Origin of the sequence: Actinopolymorpha sp. NPDC004070, from assembly GCF_040610475.1 — a bacterium.
Lineage (GTDB): Bacteria > Actinomycetota > Actinomycetes > Propionibacteriales > Actinopolymorphaceae > Actinopolymorpha.
In genome coordinates this window covers 174852-196460 of sequence record NZ_JBEXMJ010000004.1, presented here as the reverse complement: position 1 = coordinate 196460, position 21609 = coordinate 174852, and the positions used below count along the sequence as shown (strand labels likewise).

The 21609-nt window shown below is 72.7% G+C and carries 17 protein-coding genes; 12 read left to right on the top strand and 5 right to left on the bottom strand.

What is annotated here, in order from left to right:
• Positions 1-16 precede the first annotated feature (16 nt).
• Together ABZV93_RS09725 and ABZV93_RS09720 are read right to left on the bottom strand one after the other, a co-directional pair.
• Entirely contained in the window at positions 17-610 is a 594-nt protein-coding gene (locus ABZV93_RS09725; protein WP_354932914.1) for a DUF4126 domain-containing protein, read from the bottom strand.
• Between the two features lie 334 nt (positions 611-944).
• A complete protein-coding gene (locus ABZV93_RS09720; protein WP_354932912.1) occupies positions 945-2402 on the bottom strand; it encodes an MFS transporter in 1458 nt (485 codons plus the stop codon).
• Positions 2403-2930: 528 nt separating this feature from the next.
• Here ABZV93_RS09720 and ABZV93_RS09715 point away from each other — a divergent pair.
• The 3 genes from ABZV93_RS09715 (at position 2931) to ABZV93_RS09705 (ending at position 5014) form a co-directional block, all read left to right on the top strand.
• Positions 2931-3425: an SAV_6107 family HEPN domain-containing protein gene (locus ABZV93_RS09715; protein WP_354932910.1), complete on the top strand. Its 495-nt coding sequence runs from the start codon at positions 2931-2933 to the stop codon at positions 3423-3425.
• A gap of 95 nt (positions 3426-3520) precedes the next feature.
• Positions 3521-4330, top strand: a complete 810-nt coding sequence (locus tag ABZV93_RS09710) for a methyltransferase domain-containing protein (protein ID WP_354932908.1) — start codon at positions 3521-3523, stop codon at positions 4328-4330.
• Positions 4331-4546: 216 nt separating this feature from the next.
• Entirely contained in the window at positions 4547-5014 is a 468-nt protein-coding gene (locus ABZV93_RS09705) for a DUF3040 domain-containing protein (RefSeq protein WP_354932906.1), read from the top strand.
• Between the two features lie 165 nt (positions 5015-5179).
• Here ABZV93_RS09705 and ABZV93_RS09700 read toward each other — a convergent pair whose 3' ends face one another.
• Genes ABZV93_RS09700 through ABZV93_RS09690 form a run of 3 tightly spaced genes read right to left on the bottom strand, consistent with a single transcriptional unit; the run spans position 5180 to position 10040 of the window.
• Entirely contained in the window at positions 5180-7537 is a 2358-nt protein-coding gene (locus ABZV93_RS09700) for a DUF3488 and transglutaminase-like domain-containing protein (protein ID WP_354932904.1), read from the bottom strand.
• Positions 7534-9009, bottom strand: coding sequence for a DUF58 domain-containing protein (locus ABZV93_RS09695; protein WP_354932902.1), 1476 nt, complete (start codon positions 9007-9009; stop codon positions 7534-7536). Before ABZV93_RS09695 ends, ABZV93_RS09700 begins: the two co-directional genes overlap by 4 nt.
• 5 nt (positions 9010-9014) lie before the next feature.
• The gene (locus ABZV93_RS09690; RefSeq protein ID WP_179787467.1) at positions 9015-10040 is read right to left on the bottom strand and encodes a MoxR family ATPase; all 1026 of its coding nucleotides are present in this window, start codon (positions 10038-10040) and stop codon (positions 9015-9017) included.
• A gap of 936 nt (positions 10041-10976) precedes the next feature.
• On the opposite strand from ABZV93_RS09690, the gene mraZ reads away from it, so the two are divergent.
• From mraZ to murD, 9 genes are all read left to right on the top strand, one after another.
• Entirely contained in the window at positions 10977-11417 is a 441-nt protein-coding gene (gene mraZ, locus ABZV93_RS09685) for a division/cell wall cluster transcriptional repressor MraZ (RefSeq protein ID WP_092655852.1), read from the top strand.
• Positions 11418-11614: 197 nt separating this feature from the next.
• Positions 11615-11842, top strand: coding sequence for a hypothetical protein (locus ABZV93_RS09680; protein WP_354932899.1), 228 nt, complete (start codon positions 11615-11617; stop codon positions 11840-11842).
• 15 nt (positions 11843-11857) lie between these two features.
• Positions 11858-12850, top strand: a complete 993-nt coding sequence (gene rsmH / locus ABZV93_RS09675) for a 16S rRNA (cytosine(1402)-N(4))-methyltransferase RsmH (RefSeq protein ID WP_354932897.1) — start codon at positions 11858-11860, stop codon at positions 12848-12850.
• Complete coding sequence (locus ABZV93_RS09670; RefSeq protein ID WP_354932895.1) at positions 12847-13539, top strand: hypothetical protein; 693 nt, start codon at positions 12847-12849, stop codon at positions 13537-13539. Before rsmH ends, ABZV93_RS09670 begins: the two co-directional genes overlap by 4 nt.
• Complete coding sequence (locus tag ABZV93_RS09665) at positions 13536-15629, top strand: penicillin-binding protein 2 (RefSeq protein WP_354932893.1); 2094 nt, start codon at positions 13536-13538, stop codon at positions 15627-15629. The genes ABZV93_RS09670 and ABZV93_RS09665 overlap by 4 nt, the downstream gene beginning before the upstream one ends.
• Positions 15630-15877: 248 nt before the next feature.
• Positions 15878-17569 carry a UDP-N-acetylmuramoyl-L-alanyl-D-glutamate--2,6-diaminopimelate ligase gene (locus tag ABZV93_RS09660; protein WP_354932891.1) on the top strand — a complete coding sequence of 564 codons (1692 nt, stop codon included), beginning with the start codon at positions 15878-15880 and terminating at the stop codon, positions 17567-17569.
• Entirely contained in the window at positions 17566-19005 is a 1440-nt protein-coding gene (murF, locus tag ABZV93_RS09655; RefSeq protein ID WP_354932889.1) for a UDP-N-acetylmuramoyl-tripeptide--D-alanyl-D-alanine ligase, read from the top strand. Before ABZV93_RS09660 ends, murF begins: the two co-directional genes overlap by 4 nt.
• Positions 19002-20087, top strand: a complete 1086-nt coding sequence (mraY, locus tag ABZV93_RS09650; protein ID WP_354932887.1) for a phospho-N-acetylmuramoyl-pentapeptide-transferase — start codon at positions 19002-19004, stop codon at positions 20085-20087. Before murF ends, mraY begins: the two co-directional genes overlap by 4 nt.
• Entirely contained in the window at positions 20084-21595 is a 1512-nt protein-coding gene (gene murD / locus ABZV93_RS09645) for a UDP-N-acetylmuramoyl-L-alanine--D-glutamate ligase (protein ID WP_354932885.1), read from the top strand. The genes mraY and murD overlap by 4 nt, the downstream gene beginning before the upstream one ends.
• Positions 21596-21609: the final 14 nt, after the last annotated feature.

Here is a 21609-nt window from a genome sequence, read left to right as displayed (position 1 = left end):
CTAGCGTCCGGTGAGGTCAGGGCTGCTCGAGGACCTGGTGCCGGCGTTCGCGCCACCGGCGGTATCCGCGGCGGACCCGCCGGGTCAGCGCCAGGGTCAGCAGGCCACCGCCGGCGAGGGTGCCGAGAACCAGCGAGAACGCCGTCCACGGCCAGGTCACCGCGAGGGCAAGGGCGCCCGCCACCGACAGGTCCTCGCCCAGGCTGATCGCGACGTTGCCGACCGCCTTCGGTGAGGTGTTGACCGCGAACCGCAAGCCCGTCTTGACGGCATGGCTGGCCAGCGCGGTCGTTCCCGCCACGGTCGCCGACAGCGCCTGGTCGAGGTCGCCCGCGTGGCCGGCGATCAACAGCCCGACGATCGCACCGACCGTGGGCCGGATCGCGGTGGAGACCGCGTCCCAGCCGGAGTCGACGTACGGGATCTTGTCGGCCACGAACTCCAGCGCGTACAGACCGGCCGCGGCCAGCAGAACGTCGGTGCGTTCCAGGGCGGCCGGTATGCCCTCGACGCCGAGGAACCTGCCGAGCAGGCCGAGGAGCAGGACGGTCGCGTAGGCGTTGACGCCGCTCGCCCAGCCGGTGGTGAACACCAGCGGAAGCAGTTCCACCTCGCCCGCCCTCCTCTCTCCTCGCGGGACTCCACGCCAGCACAGTCTCACCCACGACCCCGGCCGAACGCGTCCGCCGTGCCGCCGTGTCGGCGCCGGGTACCCAAGCCCGCTGGTGTCCGGCCCCCACCGGACGCCCGGGCCAGGAGTGGTGAGTACCTACGTGGGAATGAGTACGACGCCGGATGCTCGCGTCGGCCGGTCCGAGACAGGATCTTTCCAACGCGTTCGGCGGTCCTCAGGGCCGCGAACGCCCGCCACAGCGGTGGTCCTGGGCCCGGACCATTCGCCGCCGCGGCGGGACGGCGCGGGTGGGCCCCCACGGGGGTGGGGCTCACCCTGCCGGCCGATGCTCCGCCTCCCGGCCGGCCAGCCGCACTTCGGCCGGCCCCGCCTTCGTCGGCCGCACATTCGGCTGTTGCACCTTCGTCGGCTGCCCCTTCGCCAGCTGCACAGTCGCCGGCCGCACCACGTCCGACCGTACGTCGGCCCGTTGCGCTCCCGCCGGGCCCGCCACGCTCGGCGCCACCGGGCTTCCGCTCCGCGGACCGGGGGCGATCTCCGGTCGGGGTCGGCTCGCATGTCGCACGACCGAATCCCGGCCGGCCACGGCAGCGGCCGCGAGCCCGGCGGCCACACCGGCACCGACCAGCACCCCTCGACTCGACGTCGCCTGGGCGATCACCCCGGCGAGCAGGAGGGCCAGTGCCTGGCCGAACTGCAGTGCGGTGTTGGCAAGGCCGATCACCCGGCCCCGCGCGCCGGCGGGCACCAGCCCGACGATGGCTGCCTGCAGTTGGGCGACGTGTCCCATCGCCAGACCGGCCAGCAGCAGGGCCGCCACCACGAGCACGGAGGGCCCCGCCAGCCCGGCCGCCGCCACGCACATCCCGACCGCGACCGCACCAGGAGCCACCAGGCGTTCCCGCGCGGGCGCGGGCATCCGCCCCACCGCGAGCAGGCCGACCGCGCTGCCCAGCGGGGCCGCCGCGAGCAGGATGCCCGCGCCCTGGTCGCCGAGGCCGAGTTCGGCGGCCAGCGGCAGGGCGAGCCCTTCCGCGGTGGCCAGGACCGTCGGCCCCAGGAACAGCAGGCAGAACAGGCTCGGCATCCGGGTGGTGTCCCGGACGACCCGCAGGCCCTGCCAGGTGTCGCGCAGGATCGGCTGACGCGCACCGGCCGGGCGGGCCGGTGCCGGTCGCGGCAGGACGAACACCGCCAGCAGGACGGCCGAGACGGCGTACGCCAGCGCGTTGACGCCCAGCGCCGCGGGCGAGCCGATGAGGACGACGACGAACCCACCGGCCGCGAAGCCGATCACCTGGACGGCCTGCTGGCTGGTGGCGACCAGAGCGTTTCCGGCGGCGAACCGCTCGGCGGGCAGGACGTCGGCCAGGATCGCGGTCCGCGCGGCTCCGAACGGCACCCGGAAGAACTCAGCGAGCAGGAGCAGGGCGAGCGCCAGCGGGACGTGGTCGCCGAGGAGGGCGATCAGCGCCGTGAGCACGGCTCGTACGACGTCGCAGGTGATCAGGATGCCGCGCCGGGGGAGCCGGTCGGCCAGCGTGGACAGCACCGGGCCGCCGAGCAGGCCGGGCAGGTAGGTGACCGCGAACGTCACCGCGGCCAGGGCGGCCGACCGGGTGCGTTCGTAGACGAGGGCGGCCAGAGCGAACTTCCCCAGCTGGCTGCCGATTCGCGAGGTGACGTCCGCGACGAACAGCCCCGAGAACTCGTGGTCCCGGAGCAGGCCGCGATAGCCGGTCTGAGCCGGCCCGTCGGTTGCTCTCACCTTTCGCATCTTGCCGCAACAAAGACACGGTGCGTACGACTTTCGTCACAGAAAATCACTGAAGTTCCCGGCTGCCCGGATTCCGCTCCGGTGGGAGTCCGGCCCTCCTGGCCGGCGTCGGGCGGAACTGTCGGTGGTCACCGCAAGACTGTCGACATGGCAGTACCTGAGTGTCACGCGAGGCCTCGCGCCACCTCGCCCGGGCAGACGTCCCGGGTTCGGTTGACGGCGACGGCCGGGTGGGTTAACTTCTCTCGTAGGTCGAACGTATGTTCGATCTACCGATTCGGGGGAGCCGAGCGATCTCCGGAGTCGGTTCGCGAAGTCCGGCGGAGGAGGCTCGTCCCTTCCTCCGGCGGATCGCCGTTGACCCCGGGCGGGACGTGCAGGGGCAGGGGAAAGCGTCCCGCCCGGTTCGGCGGCCGGCGAGCTCGGCGCCTCGTCGGCGCCGGTGCCGGCGGGCAGCAGGCAGGCTCCGTCCCGGCCACGGCCGGGGCGGGTGCTCTGAGGCAACGGAAGGGCTAACTCATGCGCACACAGTCGAGTCCGTCGTTCCAGGCTCCGCTCGGCCCGAGTGTCTTCGAGGCGCTCGACCGCGCCCGGACGTCCCTGGCCGAGGCCCGGATGGCCCAGCTCGCGACCGAGCGTTACTCCGCCGCCCACGTCGCCGCCCTGCGCACCGCGGCGGCGGTCCTGGCCGCGCGCACCGGGCCGACCGTCCGGCGCGGTCGTCGTGACGCGTGGACGCTCCTGGCCCGGGTCGCCCCGGAGCTCGCGGAGTGGGCCGCGTTCTTCGCCGCGGGAGCCGGCAAGCGCGCGGCCGCCGAGGCAGGACTCCCCAGGGCGGTGACCGACCGGGACGCCGACGATCTGGTTCGCGACGTCGAGCGCTTCATCGCGGTCGTGGAGGCGATGCTGGAGTTGCCGCACCAGCCCTCGCTGCCGCAGCAGTCCGACCCGGCCGACGGCGATCGGCTGAGCCGGACGGGCCTGCGAGTCCACGGTCCGGGGGCGGCCGCCTGACTGGCGCGGACGGCCCGCTCACCACGCGACCCTGATCCGCTGGGCAGACCCTAGGCTGGTGGCGCCTGTCATCCAGCCCAGAGGAGGGCCGTTTCGTGCCCGAGCGCAGCCCGGACGTCGAAGGCGGTGCCACTCACCGGGCCGCCGACTCCTTCAGCGGTTCGGCACCCGGACGTCGCCGCTCCCTTCGTGACGAGGTGCTCGGCCGCCTGGTGCGGGCCGCCCTCGACGACCAGGTGGCCAAGTCCGGTCGGTCTGCTCTCCGGGTGGTCGACGCCGGCGGCGGCACCGGACACCTCGCGGTCCCGATCGCGCGGATGGGTCACCAGGTCACAGTCGTCGATCCCAGCCCGGACTCCCTGGCCGCGCTCGAGCGCCGGGCCGCGGAGGCGCGGGTCACCGAGCGTGTCCAGGCCGTGCAGGGTGACGCGGTGAGCCTGCGGGAGCTCCTCGGCGAGGCCACCACCGACCTGGTGCTCTGCCACAGCGTGCTGGAAGTGGTCGACGATCCGCAGGTGGCCGTGGACGCGATGGCGGGTGTGCTGCGGCCGGGAGGCGCGCTCAGCCTGGTGGCGGCCAACCGCTATGCCGCCGTGCTGGCCAAGGTGCTGAGCGGTCACCTCGATCAGGCGCGGGCGGCACTCGACGCCGCGGACGACCCGGCGGAAGCCGGCCCGACCCCACGCCGCTTCACCCCCGAACAGTTGCGCGGGCTTGCCGAGAACGCCGGACTCGTGGTGGTCGACGAACGCGGTGTCCGGGTCTTCGCCGATCTGCTGCCGGCCGGTCTGGCCGACGAGCCCGGGGCGACCGCCGCCCTGCTCGACCTGGAGTCGCAAGCCTCGGCACATCCGAAGTTTCGCGTCCTGTCCGCCCAGCTCCACGTACTTGCCCGCAGGCAGTGATCCCGCCCGCCGGGCCTGAAGCCGTCCGCTCGGGTACCGTGTCGGTGGGAAGCATCGCATCGAACGTCGCCATGCGGACAGAGGTCGTCGTAGCCGACTTTTACCCGCCGGTACCGTCGAAGGTGCAAGGTCGGCTACCGTGCCGTTCCGAGCCTGCCTAGACTTTCATCTAGGCTCATTGAAGATCGAACACGGCAGTGTCCCGTTGGAGGTCAGGTGCCTCTCTCTGACCACGAGCAGCGACTGCTCGAGCAGATGGAGCGGGCCCTTGCCGCCGAGGACCCGAAGTTGGCCTCGGCGTTGCGGGGGGTCGATCTGCGCACGCGCCAGCGTCGGCGTGCCGTGATCGGAGCCGCCGTCTTCGTCGTCGGCATGGTGTTGATGCTCGGCGGCGCGATCCTGATGACCACCGGCCAGAACTCCGCCTTCGTGGCGGTGAGCGTGCTCGGCTTCCTGGTCATGCTGGTCTCCGCCTACTACGTCGCGACCAGCCTGCGGCACATGCCCGCGGCCGGCGAGACCCCGAAGGTGGTGCCACTACGGGGTCGCGGGCAGCGACCGCGCGGCGGCCAGGCAAAGCCAGGCGGACAGCCGAAGCCGAGGGGCCGCCGTCCCAAGCCCAGCGGCACGTTCATGCAGCGCGTCGAGGAACGCTGGCGGCGCCGCCGCGAGTCCGGCTACTGACGCCACCTCCACGGCCGACTTCGGCCGCCGCTGACACCGCACCTACCTCGCCACAGTCACACCTCGCCGAACGCGTCTCGCCCTGTGTAGGTGCTCGGTGGCCGGTGCAGCGACCGGTGTTCGGTGACCGGGTTCGGTGCTCGGCGGCTGGCCGGTGACCGGCGCTCAGCGGCTGGTGCCGGCCATCCGGCCGCGCCGCCACCGGCGGGCAAGTCGCGGCCCGAGCGTGTCCACCCGGTCGAGCAGGCCGCTCACCGGGGACCACAGCGCCGGCAGCCGACGCCACAGGGAGACCGGCGCCAGCCACGCCCGTAGTTGCCGGGTCCGGGTCACCTGACCGGACAGCCCCCGGGTCACCGTGACCACCGCGGCGCGCACGTCACCGACCTCGCCCGGAGCCGGCGCGTACCGACCGCGTTCGACCGCGTCGACCACGGTGCGCAGCGCCTGCTGTGCTGACTCGGGTAGCCGGTCGGCCAGCCGGGCACCGGCCGCGCGCGGCGTCGTGCCGGTGTCCCACGGCACCCCGAGGTCGGTCGTCACGTCGGAGAGTTCCCGCCAGGCGGCCTCGACCAGTCGTTCCGGGTCCCGCTGCGTCAGGCGGTGCCGGCGAATCCCGACCCGTGCCAGCATCGGCGTGGCCACCACCAGGAGAGCCGCCAGCACGACCAGCACGGGCAGTACGTGGAACGACCGGCCGGTCGGCGCGGTGGGTACGGCGTTGATGTGGTCGTTCCGGTTCGGCAGCGGCGTCGGCGACGACGACGGGTTGCGGTTCTGCCGCGGATCCTCGGGGTTGTTGCGCTGGTCGGGGACCCGCGTGTTCGGCGTGGCGGTGTCGGGCACGGTCCACACCGGGGCGACACCGGTCTGCGACTGCGGCGTGGGCTCGAACCGCACCCAGCCGTATCCCGCGAAGTAGAGCTCGGGCCAGGCGTGGGAGTCGTGGGAGGTCACCAGCCAGCGCCCGTCGGCCTGCCGCGTGCCCGGCATGTAGCCGACGCCCACCCGGGCGGGGATGCCGAGCGAGCGCGCCATGATGGCCATGGTGGCGGCGAACTGCTCGCAGTAGCCGCGCCGGTCGGCGAGGAACTCGAGCATCGCCGACCCGCCGTGGCCGGGCTGGACCTCGAGGTCGTAGATGAAGTCGTTGCGGAACCACGCCTGCAGCGCCACCGCCTTGTCGTAGGCGGTCTGCGCCTTGGCGGTCTCCGTCCTGGCAAGGCGCAGAACTTCCTTCGGGATGTTCGGCGGGAGCTTGGTGTAGCGGTCGAACACCGCGGCCGGCGGCGGGCCGGCGTCCCGGAGCTCGGCCGGGGTGTAGCCCACCTCGAGGGTGCGTACGTCGTAGGAGAGCCCGGCCGACTCCTGACCGCGGAGCACGATGTCCAGCGTCGCCGGGTCGTACCCCCAGTCGGCCGTCGTCCTCACCGCGGTCGCGGGATACGGCGTCGGCAGCCACCTCGACTGCAGCGCGTCGGTCACCTGGAACTTCGTCGTCACCGAGGTCTTCGCGACGTTGCTGCGCAGTCCCGGCGGGTCGGGGAGCCGCGCGTAGTCGGTCCGGTCGGGGGTGACGTTGCTGACGCTGCGGGGCGAGGGCCGCCAGCGGTCGCCGTCGAACTCGTCCAGCGTGACGAGCTTGATGTAGTCGGGGGAGTTCGTTCCGGTGGTGTACGTCATCACCGGGAAGTCCTGCGGGCGCTTCAGGTCGCGCTTGAGATCGACGATGGGGTTGTTCACCTTGATCGTCCTGCTGGCCGGTCCGAGCCCGCCGCCCTCCCCGCGCCCGAGCACGCTCTCCGGAAGCGTCGGCACGACCGCGGGCACGACGACCGCCAGCCCGATCACGGCGGCGCTCACCCGCCGGCCGGTCTGGCCGAGAAGCGACGTCTGCACGGTCTCCTGCGGCCCGGCGACGTCGTCGGCGAGGCCGATCACGCGCCCCCAGCGACCGAGGCGTTCGCGGCCCTCGCCGAGCAGCAGGACGACGTAGCCGATCGCGGCGGGAATGAACGCGAGGGCGGAGATGCCGCCGGAGACCGTGGTGGCCGGGATGCTGTAAACGAGCAGCAGCGGAAGGCCTGCCCACGGGGTCAGCCGGTACGTCGCCGCCAGCAGGTCGACGGCGATCGCCACCAGGCCGATGCCGATCGCGGTCACCATCACCAGGTCGGCGTCGTAGGGGACCGGTGCGGCGTACCGCACCACGATCAGCAGGCCGTCGTTGATGCGGTGCGCCAGCGCGAGCACCGACTCGCCGGTGGGCAGGAACCCGAACCGCAGCTCGTGTGGTGCGTAGACGAGTACGAACGCCCAGCCGAGCGCGGCGAGCTGCCCTAGGGGAACGAGCAGTCGCGGCGTGCCGACCTGGCGCAGGACGAACCCGATCGTGGAGACGAACAGCGCGGCCAGCACCGCCGACCACAGCCACTCGGTGCTGGCGTAGGCGGGGAACAGCGCGAGCGAGGCGAGGACGGTGGCGAGGAAGCCCGCGAGGCTCCGGCGAAGCGCGCTGCTCATGAGGCCTGGCCTCCCCAGGTCTGCTCACGGGACACCGGTGCCGAGGTCGCGGCCGGAGGGGCCGGAGAGTCGTTCGCGACCCCGGCCAGGTGTCCGGTCGCGCCGACCGGCGCGGACGAGGACGAGTGAGATGCGGAAGACGCAGAAGATGCCGGAGACGACGGAGACGACGGAGACGACGGAGACGACGGGGGCCCGGACTGAGTGGCCTCCTCGCCGAGCATGAGCTGGGCCCAGGCCGCCGGAACGCTCGTGCCGTGCCTGACCACGCAGACCCGCCACCCGCCGCGGCGCAGCATCTGCACGCTCTCGGCGAGCTGCTCGGCCACGGCCTGGGGCGAGCGCTCGCTGCCGGCCGCCCAGGACGGGGTGTCGACGACGATGGCGAACGCTGCACTGGACCGCTGCCGTGCCTGCACCAGCGCCTGGGCCTCCGCGGGTGTGACGACGCCGAGCACCGCCACCAGCAGGCCGTGCGACCCGTCGCTGCTCGCCGTCAGGGACGTCTGGGAGAGGTGGCCGATCGACGACGGGCCGACCACGGCGAGTGCGTCCAGGATCTGACCCTCCGACTCCACCGACGGGCCGGACTCGCGCGCGGTCGCCAGCACCGTGGCGCCGGCGTCGGTCTGCAGGCGTACGGAGAAGCCGCGGCGCAGCAGGTGCACGCCGACGGAGCCGGCCGCGCTCACCGCCCACTCGAAGGACGACGTGGCGCCGCTGCCGCGATGGCTGATCCGGCGGGTGTCCAGGAACACGGTGGCGCGGCTCTGCCAGGGTTGCTCCTCCCGTCGCACCATGAGCTCCCCGCGACGAGCGCTGGACCGCCAGTGCACCCGGCGCAGGTCGTCGCCCTCGCGGTACTCGCGGACGGTGACGTCCTCCTCGCCGTCGGCGGACACCGCGCGCTGGTTGTTCTCACCGCTGCTGGACCACTCACCGGCCGCCTTCGCCGCCGGGAGGGCGTGCACCCGCGGCGTCACCAGGAACACCTCCTGGGACCGGAACGACCGCGACATCTCCACCAGGCCGAACGGATCGGTGACGCGCAGGGTCAGCGGGCCGACCGTGAACCGGCCGCGGGCCTCCGACCGCACGGGGTAGGTGACGTCGCGGCGCCACCGGGCCGACATGCGGTCCAGCACGAACCGCGGCTTGGAACCGAGGAGGTGGGGCACCTGGTCCTCGAGGAGCAACAGTCCGGTGGGCATCCGGCCGACGTTCTCCAGCCGCAGGCGTACGGTCGCCTGCTCGCCGACCTGCACCCGCACCGGCTCGATCGTCCGGGAGGCGGCGATGCGGTAGCGGGTGCGGGTGACCACGAGGACGGTCACCAGCGGCAGTGCGAGGAGGAAGATCGCCACCCGGAGGAGGTCCTTCTGCCCGAGGGCGACGGCACAGACCGCGGCGGCGATACCCGCGGCGAGAAAGGCCCGGCCGCGGGTGGTGAGGGAAGAGAACCGTCCCCCCATCCGCGTCACCGAGAACGGCGGTGCGGGTCGGGGACCGGAACGGTCCGCACGAGGTCGGTGACGACCTGTTCGGCCGAACGCCGGGCGATCTGGGCCTCCGCCGCCGGCAGTAGGCGGTGCGCGAGGACGGGGACGGCGAGAGCCTGCAGGTCGTCGGGCAGGACGTACTCCCGGTCGTCGAGCGCGGCCGCCGCCCGGGCCGCCCGGACGAGGTGCAGAGTGGCCCGCGGCGAGGCGCCGAGCCGCAGGTCGGGGGAGTTGCGGGTGGCGGTCACCAGTGCGATGGCGTACTCCTTGACCGCCGGGGAGACGTAGACGCCCTGCACGATGTCGACCAGCTTGGCGACCTCGCGGGCGTCGGTGACCGGCTCCAGGTCGTCCAGCGGCGAGGCCGCCCCGTGGGCGTCGAGCATCTCCAGCTCGGCCTGGGGGCTCGGGTAACCCATCGAGACCCGGGCCATGAACCGGTCCCGCTGCGCCTCGGGCAGTGGGTAGGTGCCTTCCATCTCGATGGGGTTCTGCGTCGCGATGACCATGAACGGTGCCTCGAGGTGATAGGTCGTGCCGTCCACGGTGACCTGGCGCTCCTCCATGCACTCCAGCAGCGCCGACTGCGTCTTGGGCGAAGCGCGGTTGATCTCGTCACCGACCACGATGTTGGCGAAGATGCCGCCCGGCCGGAACTCGAAGTCGTGCGTCTCCTGGTTGTAGACGGACACACCCGTGACGTCGCTCGGGAGCAGGTCGGGAGTGAACTGCACTCGGCGTACGGAACAGTCGATCGAACGCGCCAGTGCCTTGGCGAGCATCGTCTTACCCACGCCGGGCACGTCCTCGATGAGCAGATGACCTTCGGCGAGCAGGACCGTCAGCGCGGTCCTCACCACGTCGGGCTTGCCCTCGATCACGCGCTGGACAGCGTCGCGGACGCGGCCCGCGGTCTGCGCGAGATAGGGAAAGTCCGCCGCCGGAGCCCAGCGCGGCTCCTCCGGTCGCCTCGTCGGCTCGAACGTCGGGCCGGTCGACACCATGGCCTCCCTCACCAATGGGCCGCTGGCGAAGCGGCGCGTGGGTCGAGTGTCTCAGGTTCTGGTCCTGCTGGGGATGGGGGATCGCATCTGCTGTCTGCTGCTTTGCCGGCGCTGCCGACGACGATCCTCCTGTCGGGCATCCCGTTGGACAGAACCGATACGGACGACTCCTGGCATCGACCGTACGTCGCCCGGGCCGCGGAATCCCCGCTCGGCCGGAAATTCCTGCCTCCACTCTTTTCCGTCCTCACCTATTCCCTGTCCTCATCTCTTCCGTACCCCGTGCATCCCACGTCTCCGGCACCTCCGTGCCCCCCTCCCCGGTGTCCCGTCACGACCTCGACCCGCACCTGGTCGCCGGCCGTCTTCGCCATGCCGGCTCGTCCGGGTCCGGTGCGACGAAGGTGCGGTCCGACATCGCTCCACCACGTCGCTCCACCACGTCGCTCCGGCGGGCGCACCATTGCGCTCCACCACGTCGCTCCACGGGGCGCACCACTGCGCTCCACCACGTCGCTCCGGCGGGCGCACCACTGCGCTCCACCACGTCGCTTCACCGGGCGCATCACCACCACCCGACGCAGGCGCCGAGTGTGCATCGCCGCACGTCAATCCCCGCAGGTCGCACGCGCTGGACGCGGCGGCGGTTCGACGAGAGGCCGAGCGGCCGGACCGGGGGTGCGCCGGGTGACACGCCGTACGACACGCCGACGGACACGAACGGGTCGCCGGGTTGCCTCCACCGCTCCACCGAGGCCGCTCCACCGCTCCCTTTTCCTCCACCGTTCGCCAGAGCTGCTCTGACCTGCGCAAACACCCGAAGCTTCCGGTACGAGGAAGCGCCGCGCCGAGGCGAGAGCTGGTTGACGGTGGAGGGCGGTGGGGTAAAGTGGCGCGCAGTGGTGGACGGCGGTACCCAGCGAGCCTCAGGGGGAGGTGGCGGCCACGTTTCTCGGCACCCACACCCCACGACTGGACGAGAAGGGTCGGCTGTTCCTCCCAGCCAAGTTTCGGGACGAGCTTGCGGAGGGGCTTGTGGTCACACGCGGACAGGAGCGCTGCCTCTCCGTCTGGCCGCTGGCCGAGTTCGGTCGGCTGACCGAGCAGATGCGGCAGGCGCCGGTCACGAACAAGGCCGCGCGCGACTACCTCCGGATGCTGTTCGCCGGAGCCTCCGACGAGAAGCCCGACAAGCAGGGCCGGATCACTCTTCCGCCGATGCTGCGGGAGTACGCCGGCCTGCGGCGCGACTGCGTGGTGATCGGCGCCATGAACCGCGTCGAGATCTGGGACGCCGAGGCCTGGGCGAGCTACTCCAGCGACCAGGAACAGGCGTTCTCCGAGCTGAGCGAGGAGGTGCTGCCCGGAATCCTGTGATGCTCCACCCTGCTCCATACCCCCGTCCGCTGGTCTCCGGCGGACAGTCCATCCGATCGAGCAAGCAGTGGTCGTGCGGTGAGGTCTCCAGCCCGCTCCCTGCGCCTTCTGACGCACCTTCCCCGGCGCCAGACGGCGGTTTCCCCAGCGAGCGGGCGGGGACCTGGCCGCATGGCGACGACACGCAGCAGCACGCAGTGGGGGTCGAGGTGAAGGAACCGGTACGCCGGCACGGCGGAGACCGCTCCGGTCACGTGTCCGGTGCGACCGACCCCACCTCGGCCGCCCGCTCGTGGCCGCTCGACCCAGGTCAGGAAGCGTTGCGGCCGCTGCTGCGTGCGCGGTTCGTCGCGGCCGGGATCACCCTTCTCGCCTGCACCGCCGTGTCGTTCGCCCTCTCGACCCTGCTGAGCCTGCCGGGCTGAGAGGACAGAATCCCGATGAACCCACGTGCCGGCGAGCCGACCCACGTCCCCGTCCTCGCGGCACGGGTGGTGGCTCTGCTCGCTCCCGCACTGACCGAGCCCGGTTCGGTGGTGGTGGACACCACGCTCGGCCTGGGTGGCCACGCGGAGGCGCTCCTGGAGGAGTGCCCGCAGGCCCACCTGATCGGCCTCGACCGTGACCCGCAGGCACTCGCCGCGGCCGGCAGGCGGCTGGAGCGGTTCGGTGACCGCGCGACCTGTGTCCACGCGGTGTACGACCAGCTTCCGGAGGTCCTCGACGACCTCGGCCACCGCCGGGTGCACGGCGTCCTGTTCGACCTCGGGGTGTCCTCCCTCCAGTTGGACGAGGTGGAGCGCGGGTTCGCGTACAGCCGCGACGCCCCACTGGACATGCGGATGGATCCCACGCAGGGCCCGACCGCCGCCGACGTCCTCAACACCTATTCCGCCGCCGAGCTGGCCCGGATCCTCCGGACGTACGGCGAGGAACGCTTCGCCCGGCGGATCGCCGACGCCGTCGTCCGGCAACGCGAGACCACGCCGCTGGCCACCAGCAGGCAACTGGTCGACCTTCTTCGCTCCGCCATCCCCGGCGCCGACCGGCAGGTCGGCGGCCACCCGGCCAAGCGCACCTTCCAGGCGCTCCGGATCGAGGTCAACGGCGAGATCGCCGCCCTCGAACGCGCACTGCCGGCCGCGGTGGACCGGCTGGCAGTCGGCGGCCGGGTCGTCGTCCTCGCGTACCACTCGCTGGAGGACCGCCTGGTGAAGCAGACGTTGGGTGCGCTCGCGCGCCCGGACGTCCCGCCGGGTGTCCCGGCAGTACCACCGGGACACGAAGCCGTACTCCGCCTGCTGACCCGCGGGGCCGAGAAGGCCACGCCGGAAGAGGTGGAGTCGAACCCACGTGCCACGTCGGTGCGGATGAGGGCAGCGGAACGGATTCTTGACAGTCGCCGTACGGCGAGCAGAGGGGGAGCGGCATGAGTGCCCTGGAGAGTCTCAACCGGCCAGTACGGGAGGTGGCTCCGCGGCCACGGCTCCGGGTGGTGCCGAAACCGGAGCCCCAGCCGTCCAGGGCGCCGTTCGTCATCCTCGTCGTGGCGATCCTCAGCGCCGGCCTGCTCGGTCTGTTGCTGCTCAACACCACGGTCCAGCAGGGTTCGTTCACCATCCATGACCTGTCCCGCCGGACGACCCTGCTCCAGGACCGCCAGGCGGAACTGGAGCAGCAGGTCGCGGCGATGCGGGCGCCGGAGCACCTGGCCGGACAGGCCGAGCGTCTGGGCATGGTGCCCAACACCAACCCGGTGTTCCTGCGCCTTCGCGACGGCGCCGTGCTCGGCGACGCGGTGCCCGCGAAGGCACGCGTGACGCCGGCGCCGAGCCCGTCGGCCCAGGTCGGCGACAGCATGTCGCCCCAGGTGTCGACGGGCCGGCCGGGCACCCAGACCAGTACTCAGCCCGGCACTCAGCCGGGCACTCAGCCGGGCCAGGGGCCCACCGATCCCGGCGCGGGCGGGACGACCGCTGGCCAGGGCACCCAGTCGCAGCCTGGGACCAACCAGCCGCAGGACGGGCAATCCCGGGCCGGGCAGTCCGGGACGGAGCGGCCCTCGGGTTCGACGCCTCTGGTGACGCTGGAGCCGCCGACCTCGGGCGGGGGTGACCGGTGAGCGAGGAGCGTCCGCGCAAACCGTCCGGCCGCGCCAAGGGCGCCGGCCGTCCAACCGGCTCGGGCGGCACCGGCTCCGGCGGCGGCCGGGGCACCGGTGACAACACCTCGGGTGCCCACCGGCCCGGTCGGCCGGCGCGTCCGGCAGCCGGCCGTCAGTCCGCGCGGGGAGCCGACCGCGGCACCGGCCGGTCCACCACCGGCCGATCCACCAGCCGCTCGGCCGGTGCTCCGCGTTCGGGGGACACCACCCGCCGGTCCTCCCCGGCAGCGACCGGTGTGCCCGTACGCCGCCGGCGGCCCGCCACCCAGGCCCGGGTGGTCCGGCCCTCGCCCGGCCGCCCGCCGCGGACCCTGCGGCTCGGCCGCACCGAACGCCGGCTGCGGGTGGGCTTCCTGCTGGTCGCGTTCGTGATGTCGGTGTTCGCCGGGCGGCTCGTCCAGTTGCAGGGCTTCGACGGGGCGGCGTACGCCAACGCGGCCGTGAAGGAACGCATCAGCCGGGTCACCCTGCACGCGACTCGCGGGGAGATCACCGACGCGACGGGCGTACCCCTCGCGACCACCGTGGACACGCTGGCGGTCACCGCGGACCCGACGCTCACCCGGCCCGACGCCGGGCAGATCGCGGAGACCCTCGCCCCGATCCTGAAGGTCGACCAGGCCGAGCTGACGGCCAAGCTGCGTACGCCGAGGACGAGGTTCGTCTACCTCGACCGCAGGGTTCCGACGCAGACCTGGAAGAAGGCGCGTGACGCCCTCCGGGCGGAGGGTCTGGGCGGCGTGCTGACCGAGCCCGACCCGATGCGGACCTATCCGTCCGGCCAGGTGGCGGCGAACATCATCGGCTTCGCCGGCTCCGACGGCGGCGGACTGTCCGGGATCGAGTACGCCCTGGACGGCAGGCTGCGGGGCAAGGACGGCCACATGGTCTACGAGCGGGGCCTGAACGGCCAGCAGATCCCGCTGGCGCACAGTTCGGAGGAGGACCCCGTACCCGGCGCCAACGTCCGGTTGACGATCAACCGGGACGTCCAGTGGGCTGCGCAGCAGGCGATCGCCGCGCAGGTCAAGGCCACCGAGTCCCGCAGCGGCGACGTCGTGGTGATGGACACCCGTACGGGCGAGCTGGTGGCGGTAGCCACCGCGCCCACGTTCGACCCCAACCACCCGACGAAGTCGCCTGCCGAGGACCGCGTCAACCGGCCCTTCCAGGAGGTGTACGAGCCGGGCAGCGTGGCCAAGGTGCTGACCGCCTCGGCACTGGTCGACAGCGGCTACGTCACGCCCTCCACGAGAATCAGGGCACCGGGCTATCTGATCCGGGACGGCCGCCGGATCGGCGACTGGTGGGGACACGGCACGGTCAACCTCACCTTCGCGGGCGCCCTGGCGAGGTCGAGCAACATCGGCGTCGTGCTGGCCGCCGAGGGCATGCCGAAGAAGCTGCAGGCCTCCTACCTCCGCAAGTTCGGGATGGGCAAACCCACCGCTGTGCAGTACCCGGGTGAGTCGGGAGGCACCATCGGCAAGGTGTCCGACTGGAGCCCGCTTCGCCGGGCGACGATCTCGTTCGGCCAGGGCATGTCGGTGACCGCGGTCCAGCTGACCGCCGCGGTGGCCGCGGTCGCCAACGGCGGCGTACGGGTCGACCCGAGCCTGGTCAAGGGGTTCGTCGACGACGAGGGCAAGCTCACCCCGAACCCCGCGCCCAGGCGGACCAGGGTGGTGAGTAAGCAGGCCGCGGCCACCGTGGCCCGGATGATGGAGCAGGTCGTCCAGGGACCCGACGCGCTGGCCACGAAGGCCGCGATCCCGGGCTACCGGATCGCCGGAAAGACGGGAACCGCCCAGCGGGCGGACTCAAGCTGTGGCTGTTACCGGGGTTACACCGCGTCGTTCGCGGGATTCGCTCCGGCCGACGACCCACGCTTCGTGGTGTACGTCGACCTGCAGGACCCCAAGAAGGGCGGCAACAGCGGAAGCGGGCTCGCCGCGCCCGTCTTCCACGACATCATGGCGTTCACCCTGCAGAAGTACGGCGTCCCGCCCACCGGCACCAAGTCGCCCGTGCTGCCCCTCTACTGGTGAGCCCTGGTGAGCCCTGGTGAGCCCTGGTGATCACCGGTGACCGTGACCCTCGCGGCCGCTGCCCTGGGAAGGGGCACCTGAGGTGGCGGCGACGCGTCCGGAGGCGATCACCGCTGTGACGCTGTAACCTCACGGCCCAGACGGTGGCGCGTGGGGGAACGCGCGTCCGGCCGCGCCCCGGCCGCACCGCGCCGGCCCGCCCCGGACGGGGGTGGGTGAAGAAACTCGACATCGAGGGAGGAAACCCCGTGGCCGTCCCAGCCACCGGCGCGATGACCCCGCGTCCGACACGTCCGCTCCGCCGGACGCTGCCGGAGGTCGTCTCCTTCCTTTCCGCGCTGCCGGGGGTCGAGCTCGCACCGGCCGAGGTGTCGTACGCCGAGCGTTCCGACGCCGGCTGGGCCGACGTGGTGATCACCGGCGTCAGCCAGGACTCGCGGGCGGTCGTGCCAGGTGACCTGTACGTCGCCCGGCCGGGTGACCGCTCCCACGGAGCCACCTACGCCCGGACCGCCGCCGACGGCGGTGCCGTCGCCGCTCTGACCGACCCGGCAGGCCGTGGCCGGTGCGAGGCGGCCGGACTGGCGACGCTCGTGGTGCCCGACCCGCGGGCCGCGGTGGGCGAGCTGTCCGCCTGGATGTACGGCAACCCCGCCCGTGACCTGCTGATGCTCGGGATCACCGGCACCAACGGCAAGACCACCACGGCGTTCCTGCTGGAGGCCGCACTCCGGTACGCCGGGCGGCGCACCGGCCTGCTCGGCACCACCGGCACCCGCATCGGGACCGAGACCCTGCCCAGCGCCCGGACCACGCCGGAAGCGCCGGACCTGCAGGCGCTGCTCGCGGTGATGCTCGAGCGCGGCGTGCAGGCGGTGTCGATGGAGGTCTCCAGTCACGCCCTGGTCCACGGCCGGGTGGACGGGACGATCTACGACGTGGCCGGGTTCACCAACCTCAGCCAGGACCACCTGGAGTTCCACGGCGACCTGGAGTCCTACTTCCTGGCCAAGGCGCGGCTGTTCACCCCCGAGCACGCCCGGGTCGGCGTGGTCAACCTCGACGACGAGCACGGACGGCGGCTGGCCCGGGAGGCGCCGATCGAGGTGGTGACGTACTCCGCGGCCGGCGACCCGGCGGCCGACTGGCGGGCCGAGGACGTCGAGGCGGCGGCCGACGGCGGCAGCGGTTTCCGGGTGTGCGGTCCCGGCGGGATCGACGAGGCCGTCTCCTTGTCCCTGCCCGGGGACTTCAACGTCGCCAACGCCCTGCTGGCGACCGCCGTGCTCGCCACCGCGGGGCTGTACCCCCGGGAGTTCCTGCCGGCGTTCGCCGAGGTGGCCCTGCCCGGCCGGATGGAACGCGTGGCCGCCGGCCAGGATTTCGTCGTACTGGTGGACTACGCCCACACCCCGGACGCGATCGCCCGGGCCCTGGACACCATGCGGGCGCGCACGCCCGGACGCCTGGTCACGGTGCTGGGATGCGGCGGCGACCGGGACCGGGGCAAGCGACCGCTGATGGGTGCCACCGCGGCCCGGCACGCCGACCTCACGGTGATCACCGACGACAACCCGCGCTCGGAGGACCCGGCGGCGATCCGGGCGGCGGCGCTCGCCGGTGCCCGCGAGGTGCCCGCCGCCGACCGGGGCGAGGTGCGGGAGGTCGCCGACCGGCGGGAGGCGATCCGGTACGCACTCGGGGCCGCTCGGCCCGGGGACGCCGTGCTCGTCCTGGGCAAGGGTCACGAGCAGGGCCAGGAGATCGGCGGGGTGGTGCACCCCTTCGACGACAGGGTCGTCGTCTCCGAGGAGCTGGCGCGGATGTCCGGCGGCCACGGCGCCGCCCCGGCCGCCGGCCACGAGGCGGGGCACAAGGCCGGGCACGAAGCGAGGCACGAAGCCGGTCAGGGAGCCGGGCAGGAAGGGGCGCAGCGATGATCACGATGACGCTGGCGGAGATCGCGGCCGCGGTCGGCGGGGAACTGCACGAGGCCGACCCCGACTCGACCGTCACCGGGGGAGTGGCCGCCGACACCCGGAAGCTGTCGCCGCGCGGGCTGTTCGTCGCCGACGGGCGCGGGCACGACTTCGCCGCCGAGGCGGTCCACAAGGGCGCTGCGGCGGTGCTGAGCAGCCGGCCGCTGCCGGGCCTGCCGTGCGTGGTGGCACCGCCGGCGCAGGGTCACCGGGACGCCTCCGTCGCGGCCACGGGCCGGCTGGCCCGGCATCTGCTCGACCGGCTTCCCGACCTCACGCTGGTGGCGGTCACCGGGTCGGCGGGCAAGACCACGACCAAGGACCTGCTCGCGCAGCTCCTGGCCGGTGCCGGTGAGACGGTGGCGCCGGAAGGGTCGCTGAACGACGAGCTGGGCATGCCGCTGACCGTCCTGCGGGCCGACGAGGAGACCCGCTACCTCGTACTCGAGATGGGCGCGAGGGGGGTCGGGCACATCCGCTACCTCACCGAGCTGGCGCCGCCCGACATCTCCGTCGTCCTCAACGTCGGCCTCGCCCACGTGGGGGAGTTCGGCGGCAAGGAGATGACGGCCAAGGCCAAGGGCGAGCTGGTGGAGGCCCTCGGCGAGGACGGCGTCGCGGTCCTCAACGCCGACGACCCGCTGGTCGCCGCGATGGCCGGGAAGAACCGCGGCCGGACCGTCTGGGTGGGCGAGGGTCCCGACGCCACCGTCCGTGCCGAGGGCGTTCGTCTCGACGACGCCGGCCGGGCGGCGTTCGAGCTGGTGACCCCGGGAGGGAGCGCCAAGGTGGCGCTCGGCCTGGTCGGCCGGCACCACGTGGCCAACGCGCTGGCGGTCGCCGCGGTCGGCCTCGCGGTCGGCCTGGACGTCGTCGCGGTCGCCGAGCGCCTGTCGGCCGCGGTGGCGCTGTCGCGCTGGCGGATGGAGGTGAGCGTCCGCTCCGACGGCGTGACGATCGTCAACGACGCCTACAACGCCAACCCGGACTCCATGCGGGCGGCCCTGGAGACGTTGCCGGTGCTGGCGAGGGGTGGCCGCTCATGGGCGGTGCTGGGTGAGATGCTCGAACTCGGGGAGGCCGCGGACGAGGCCCACGAGGGTGTCGGCAGACTTGCGGTGCGGCTGGGTGTGTCCCGGCTGGTGGCGGTGGGCGCGGGCGCCCGTGCGATCGAGCGCGGAGCCCGGGCGGAAGGTTATTCGGGAGAGGAGTCGGTCTTCGTGCCGGACACCGATCAGGCGCTCGCGCTTTTGCGGCGAGAGCTCCGTGCCGGTGACGTCGTACTCGTCAAGTCCTCGCGGGACGCGGGGTTGCGTCACCTGGGTGACACCCTGAGTGAGGACGCGGGCGGCAGTGGGAGTGGTCGGGGGACCGGGACCGTGGAGGGCCGCGCGTGAAGGCCATCCTCCTCGCCGGCGGGGTCTCACTACTGATCTCGCTGCTGGGCACTCCCGTCGCGATCCGGATGCTCGCCGCCCGGGGGTACGGCCAGATCATCCGTGACGACGGACCGACGTCGCACCACACCAAGCGGGGTACGCCCACGATGGGCGGCGTCGTGATCATCGTGGCGGCGGTGCTCGGCTACGTGGCCGCGCACCTGTTCGTCTGGCGGCTGCCGTCGGCGTCCGGCGCGCTGGTGCTGATGCTGATGGTCGGGCTCGGCCTGGTCGGGTTCCTGGACGACTACCTCAAGGTGTCCCGGCAGCGCAGCCTGGGGCTGCGGGCCAAGACCAAGCTGGCCGGGCAGACCTCGGTCGCGGTGATCTTCGCCATCCTGGCGCTGCAGTTCCCGGACGAGCGCAACGTCACGCCGGGCTCGACCTTTGTCTCGTTCATCCGCGACATCCGGGTCCCCTGGCTGGAGCTCGGCTCGATCGTCTTCGTTCTGTGGGTGCTCTTCCTGATCGCGGCGACGTCCAACGGGGTCAACCTCACCGACGGTCTGGACGGCCTGGCCACGGGCGCCTCGGTGATGGTGTTCGCGGCGTACACCCTGATCTGCGTCTGGCAGTTCAACCAGGCGTGCTTCAACCAGCCGGCCGCGAAGTGCTACGAGGTCCGTGATCCGTACGACCTGGCGGTAGTGGCGTTCGCCGTCACCGCGGCCTGTTTCGGCTTCTTATGGTGGAACGCCTCACCAGCCAAGATCATCATGGGCGACACCGGCTCGCTCGCGCTGGGCGGCGGGGTGGCCGCGATGGCGGTCTTCACCCGCACCGAGCTGCTGCTGATCGCCATCGGAGGCCTCTTCCTCATCGAGGTGGCCTCGGTGATGCTGCAGACCGGCTTCTTCAAGTTCACCCGATGGCGCACCGGCACCCCGCGCCGGATCTTCCGGATGGCACCGATCCACCACCACTTCGAGCTGAAGGGCTGGAACGAGGTCACCATCGTGATCCGGTTCTGGATCATCTGCGGAATCTGTGTGGCCGGCGCGATCGGGATCTTCTACGCCGAGTGGGTGTCCGGAGCATGAGCGAGACCGACGCCCGGAACGCACAGCACGCGGGGCCGGAGTGGCTGGACACCGCCGACCGGCATTCGCCCTGGCCGCAGCTGTCCGCGCTCGTCACCGGGATCGGCGTGTCCGGCTACTCCGCCGCCGCCGGCCTGCTGGGTGTGGGCGCGCGGGTGGCTGTGGTGGACGAGCGGGACGGCGACGCCGAGCGCGAGCGCGCGACGATCCTGGAGACCCTCGGCGCGGACGTCCGGCTCGGCCCGGGCTCGACCGACGCCATGCCCGGCTCCTTCCCGGGGCAACTGCCCGACGTCGTGGTCACCTCGCCTGGCTGGCGGCCCGACGCCCCGATCCTGGCCCAGGCGGCCGCCGCCGGCGTCCCGATCCTCGGCGAGGTCGACCTCGCCCTGCGGCTGCGCGACCCCGAACACGTCGCGCCCTGGCTCACTCTCACCGGCACCAACGGCAAGACGACCACGGTCGGGATGCTGGCCTCGATCCTGTCCGCCGCCGGGTTGCGGACCGCGGCGGTCGGCAACATCGGCGCCCCGGTCGTGGACGCCGTCCTCGACCCCGAGCCGTACGACGTCCTCGCCGTCGAGCTGTCCAGCTTTCAGCTGCACTGGTCGCGCCGGCTGTGGCCGCGGGCCGCGGCCGTGCTGAACGTCGCGCCCGACCACCTCGACTGGCACGGCACTCTGGACCGCTACGCCGCCGACAAGGGCAAGATCTTCGAGGGTTGCGAGATCGCCTGCGTCTACAACGTCGCCGACGCCGCCACCGAGGAGCTCGTCCGGGCGGCCGACGTCGTGGAGGGCTGCCGGGCGATCGGCTTCACCGCCGGCATCCCGGCCGCCGGGATGCTCGGCGTGGTCGACGGGGTGCTCGCCGACCGGGCCTTCGTCGAGCAGCGCCGCACCTCCGCCGCCGAACTGTGCAACGTCCGCGACCTTCCCTCGTCGGCGCCGCACAACGTCGCCAACGCGCTGGCCGCGGCGGCGCTGGCCCGCGCGCACGGCGTCCCTCCGGGCGCGGTCAAGGCGGGTCTCACCAACTTCACGTTGGAGCCGCACCGCATCCAGCGGGTGGCGGACGTCGACGGCATCCCCTACGTCGACGACTCCAAGGCCACCAACGCGCACGCCGCGCTGGCCTCGCTGCTGTCGTACGACTCGGTGGTCTGGGTCGCGGGCGGTCTCGCCAAGGGCCAGGATTTCGACGACCTGGTACAAGCGGTGAAGGACCGGCTGCGGGCTGTCGTGCTCCTCGGCCGCGACCGGAGACTGATCTTCGAGGCACTGTCGCGACACGCGCCCGAGGTCCCCGTCGTGGAGGTCGCCGACGGCGAGACTGAGGTCATGGATCGCGTCGTGGCGCACGCGCGGCACCTGGCCCGGCCAGGCGACACCGTGCTCCTCGCGCCCGGCTGCGCGTCCTTCGACCTCTTCGCGAGCTACGGCGCGCGCGGCGACGCGTTCAGCGCGGCGGCGCGGCGGCTCGCCGGAGGTGCACCGCACAGCAGCTGAACGGGAGGCCGCGC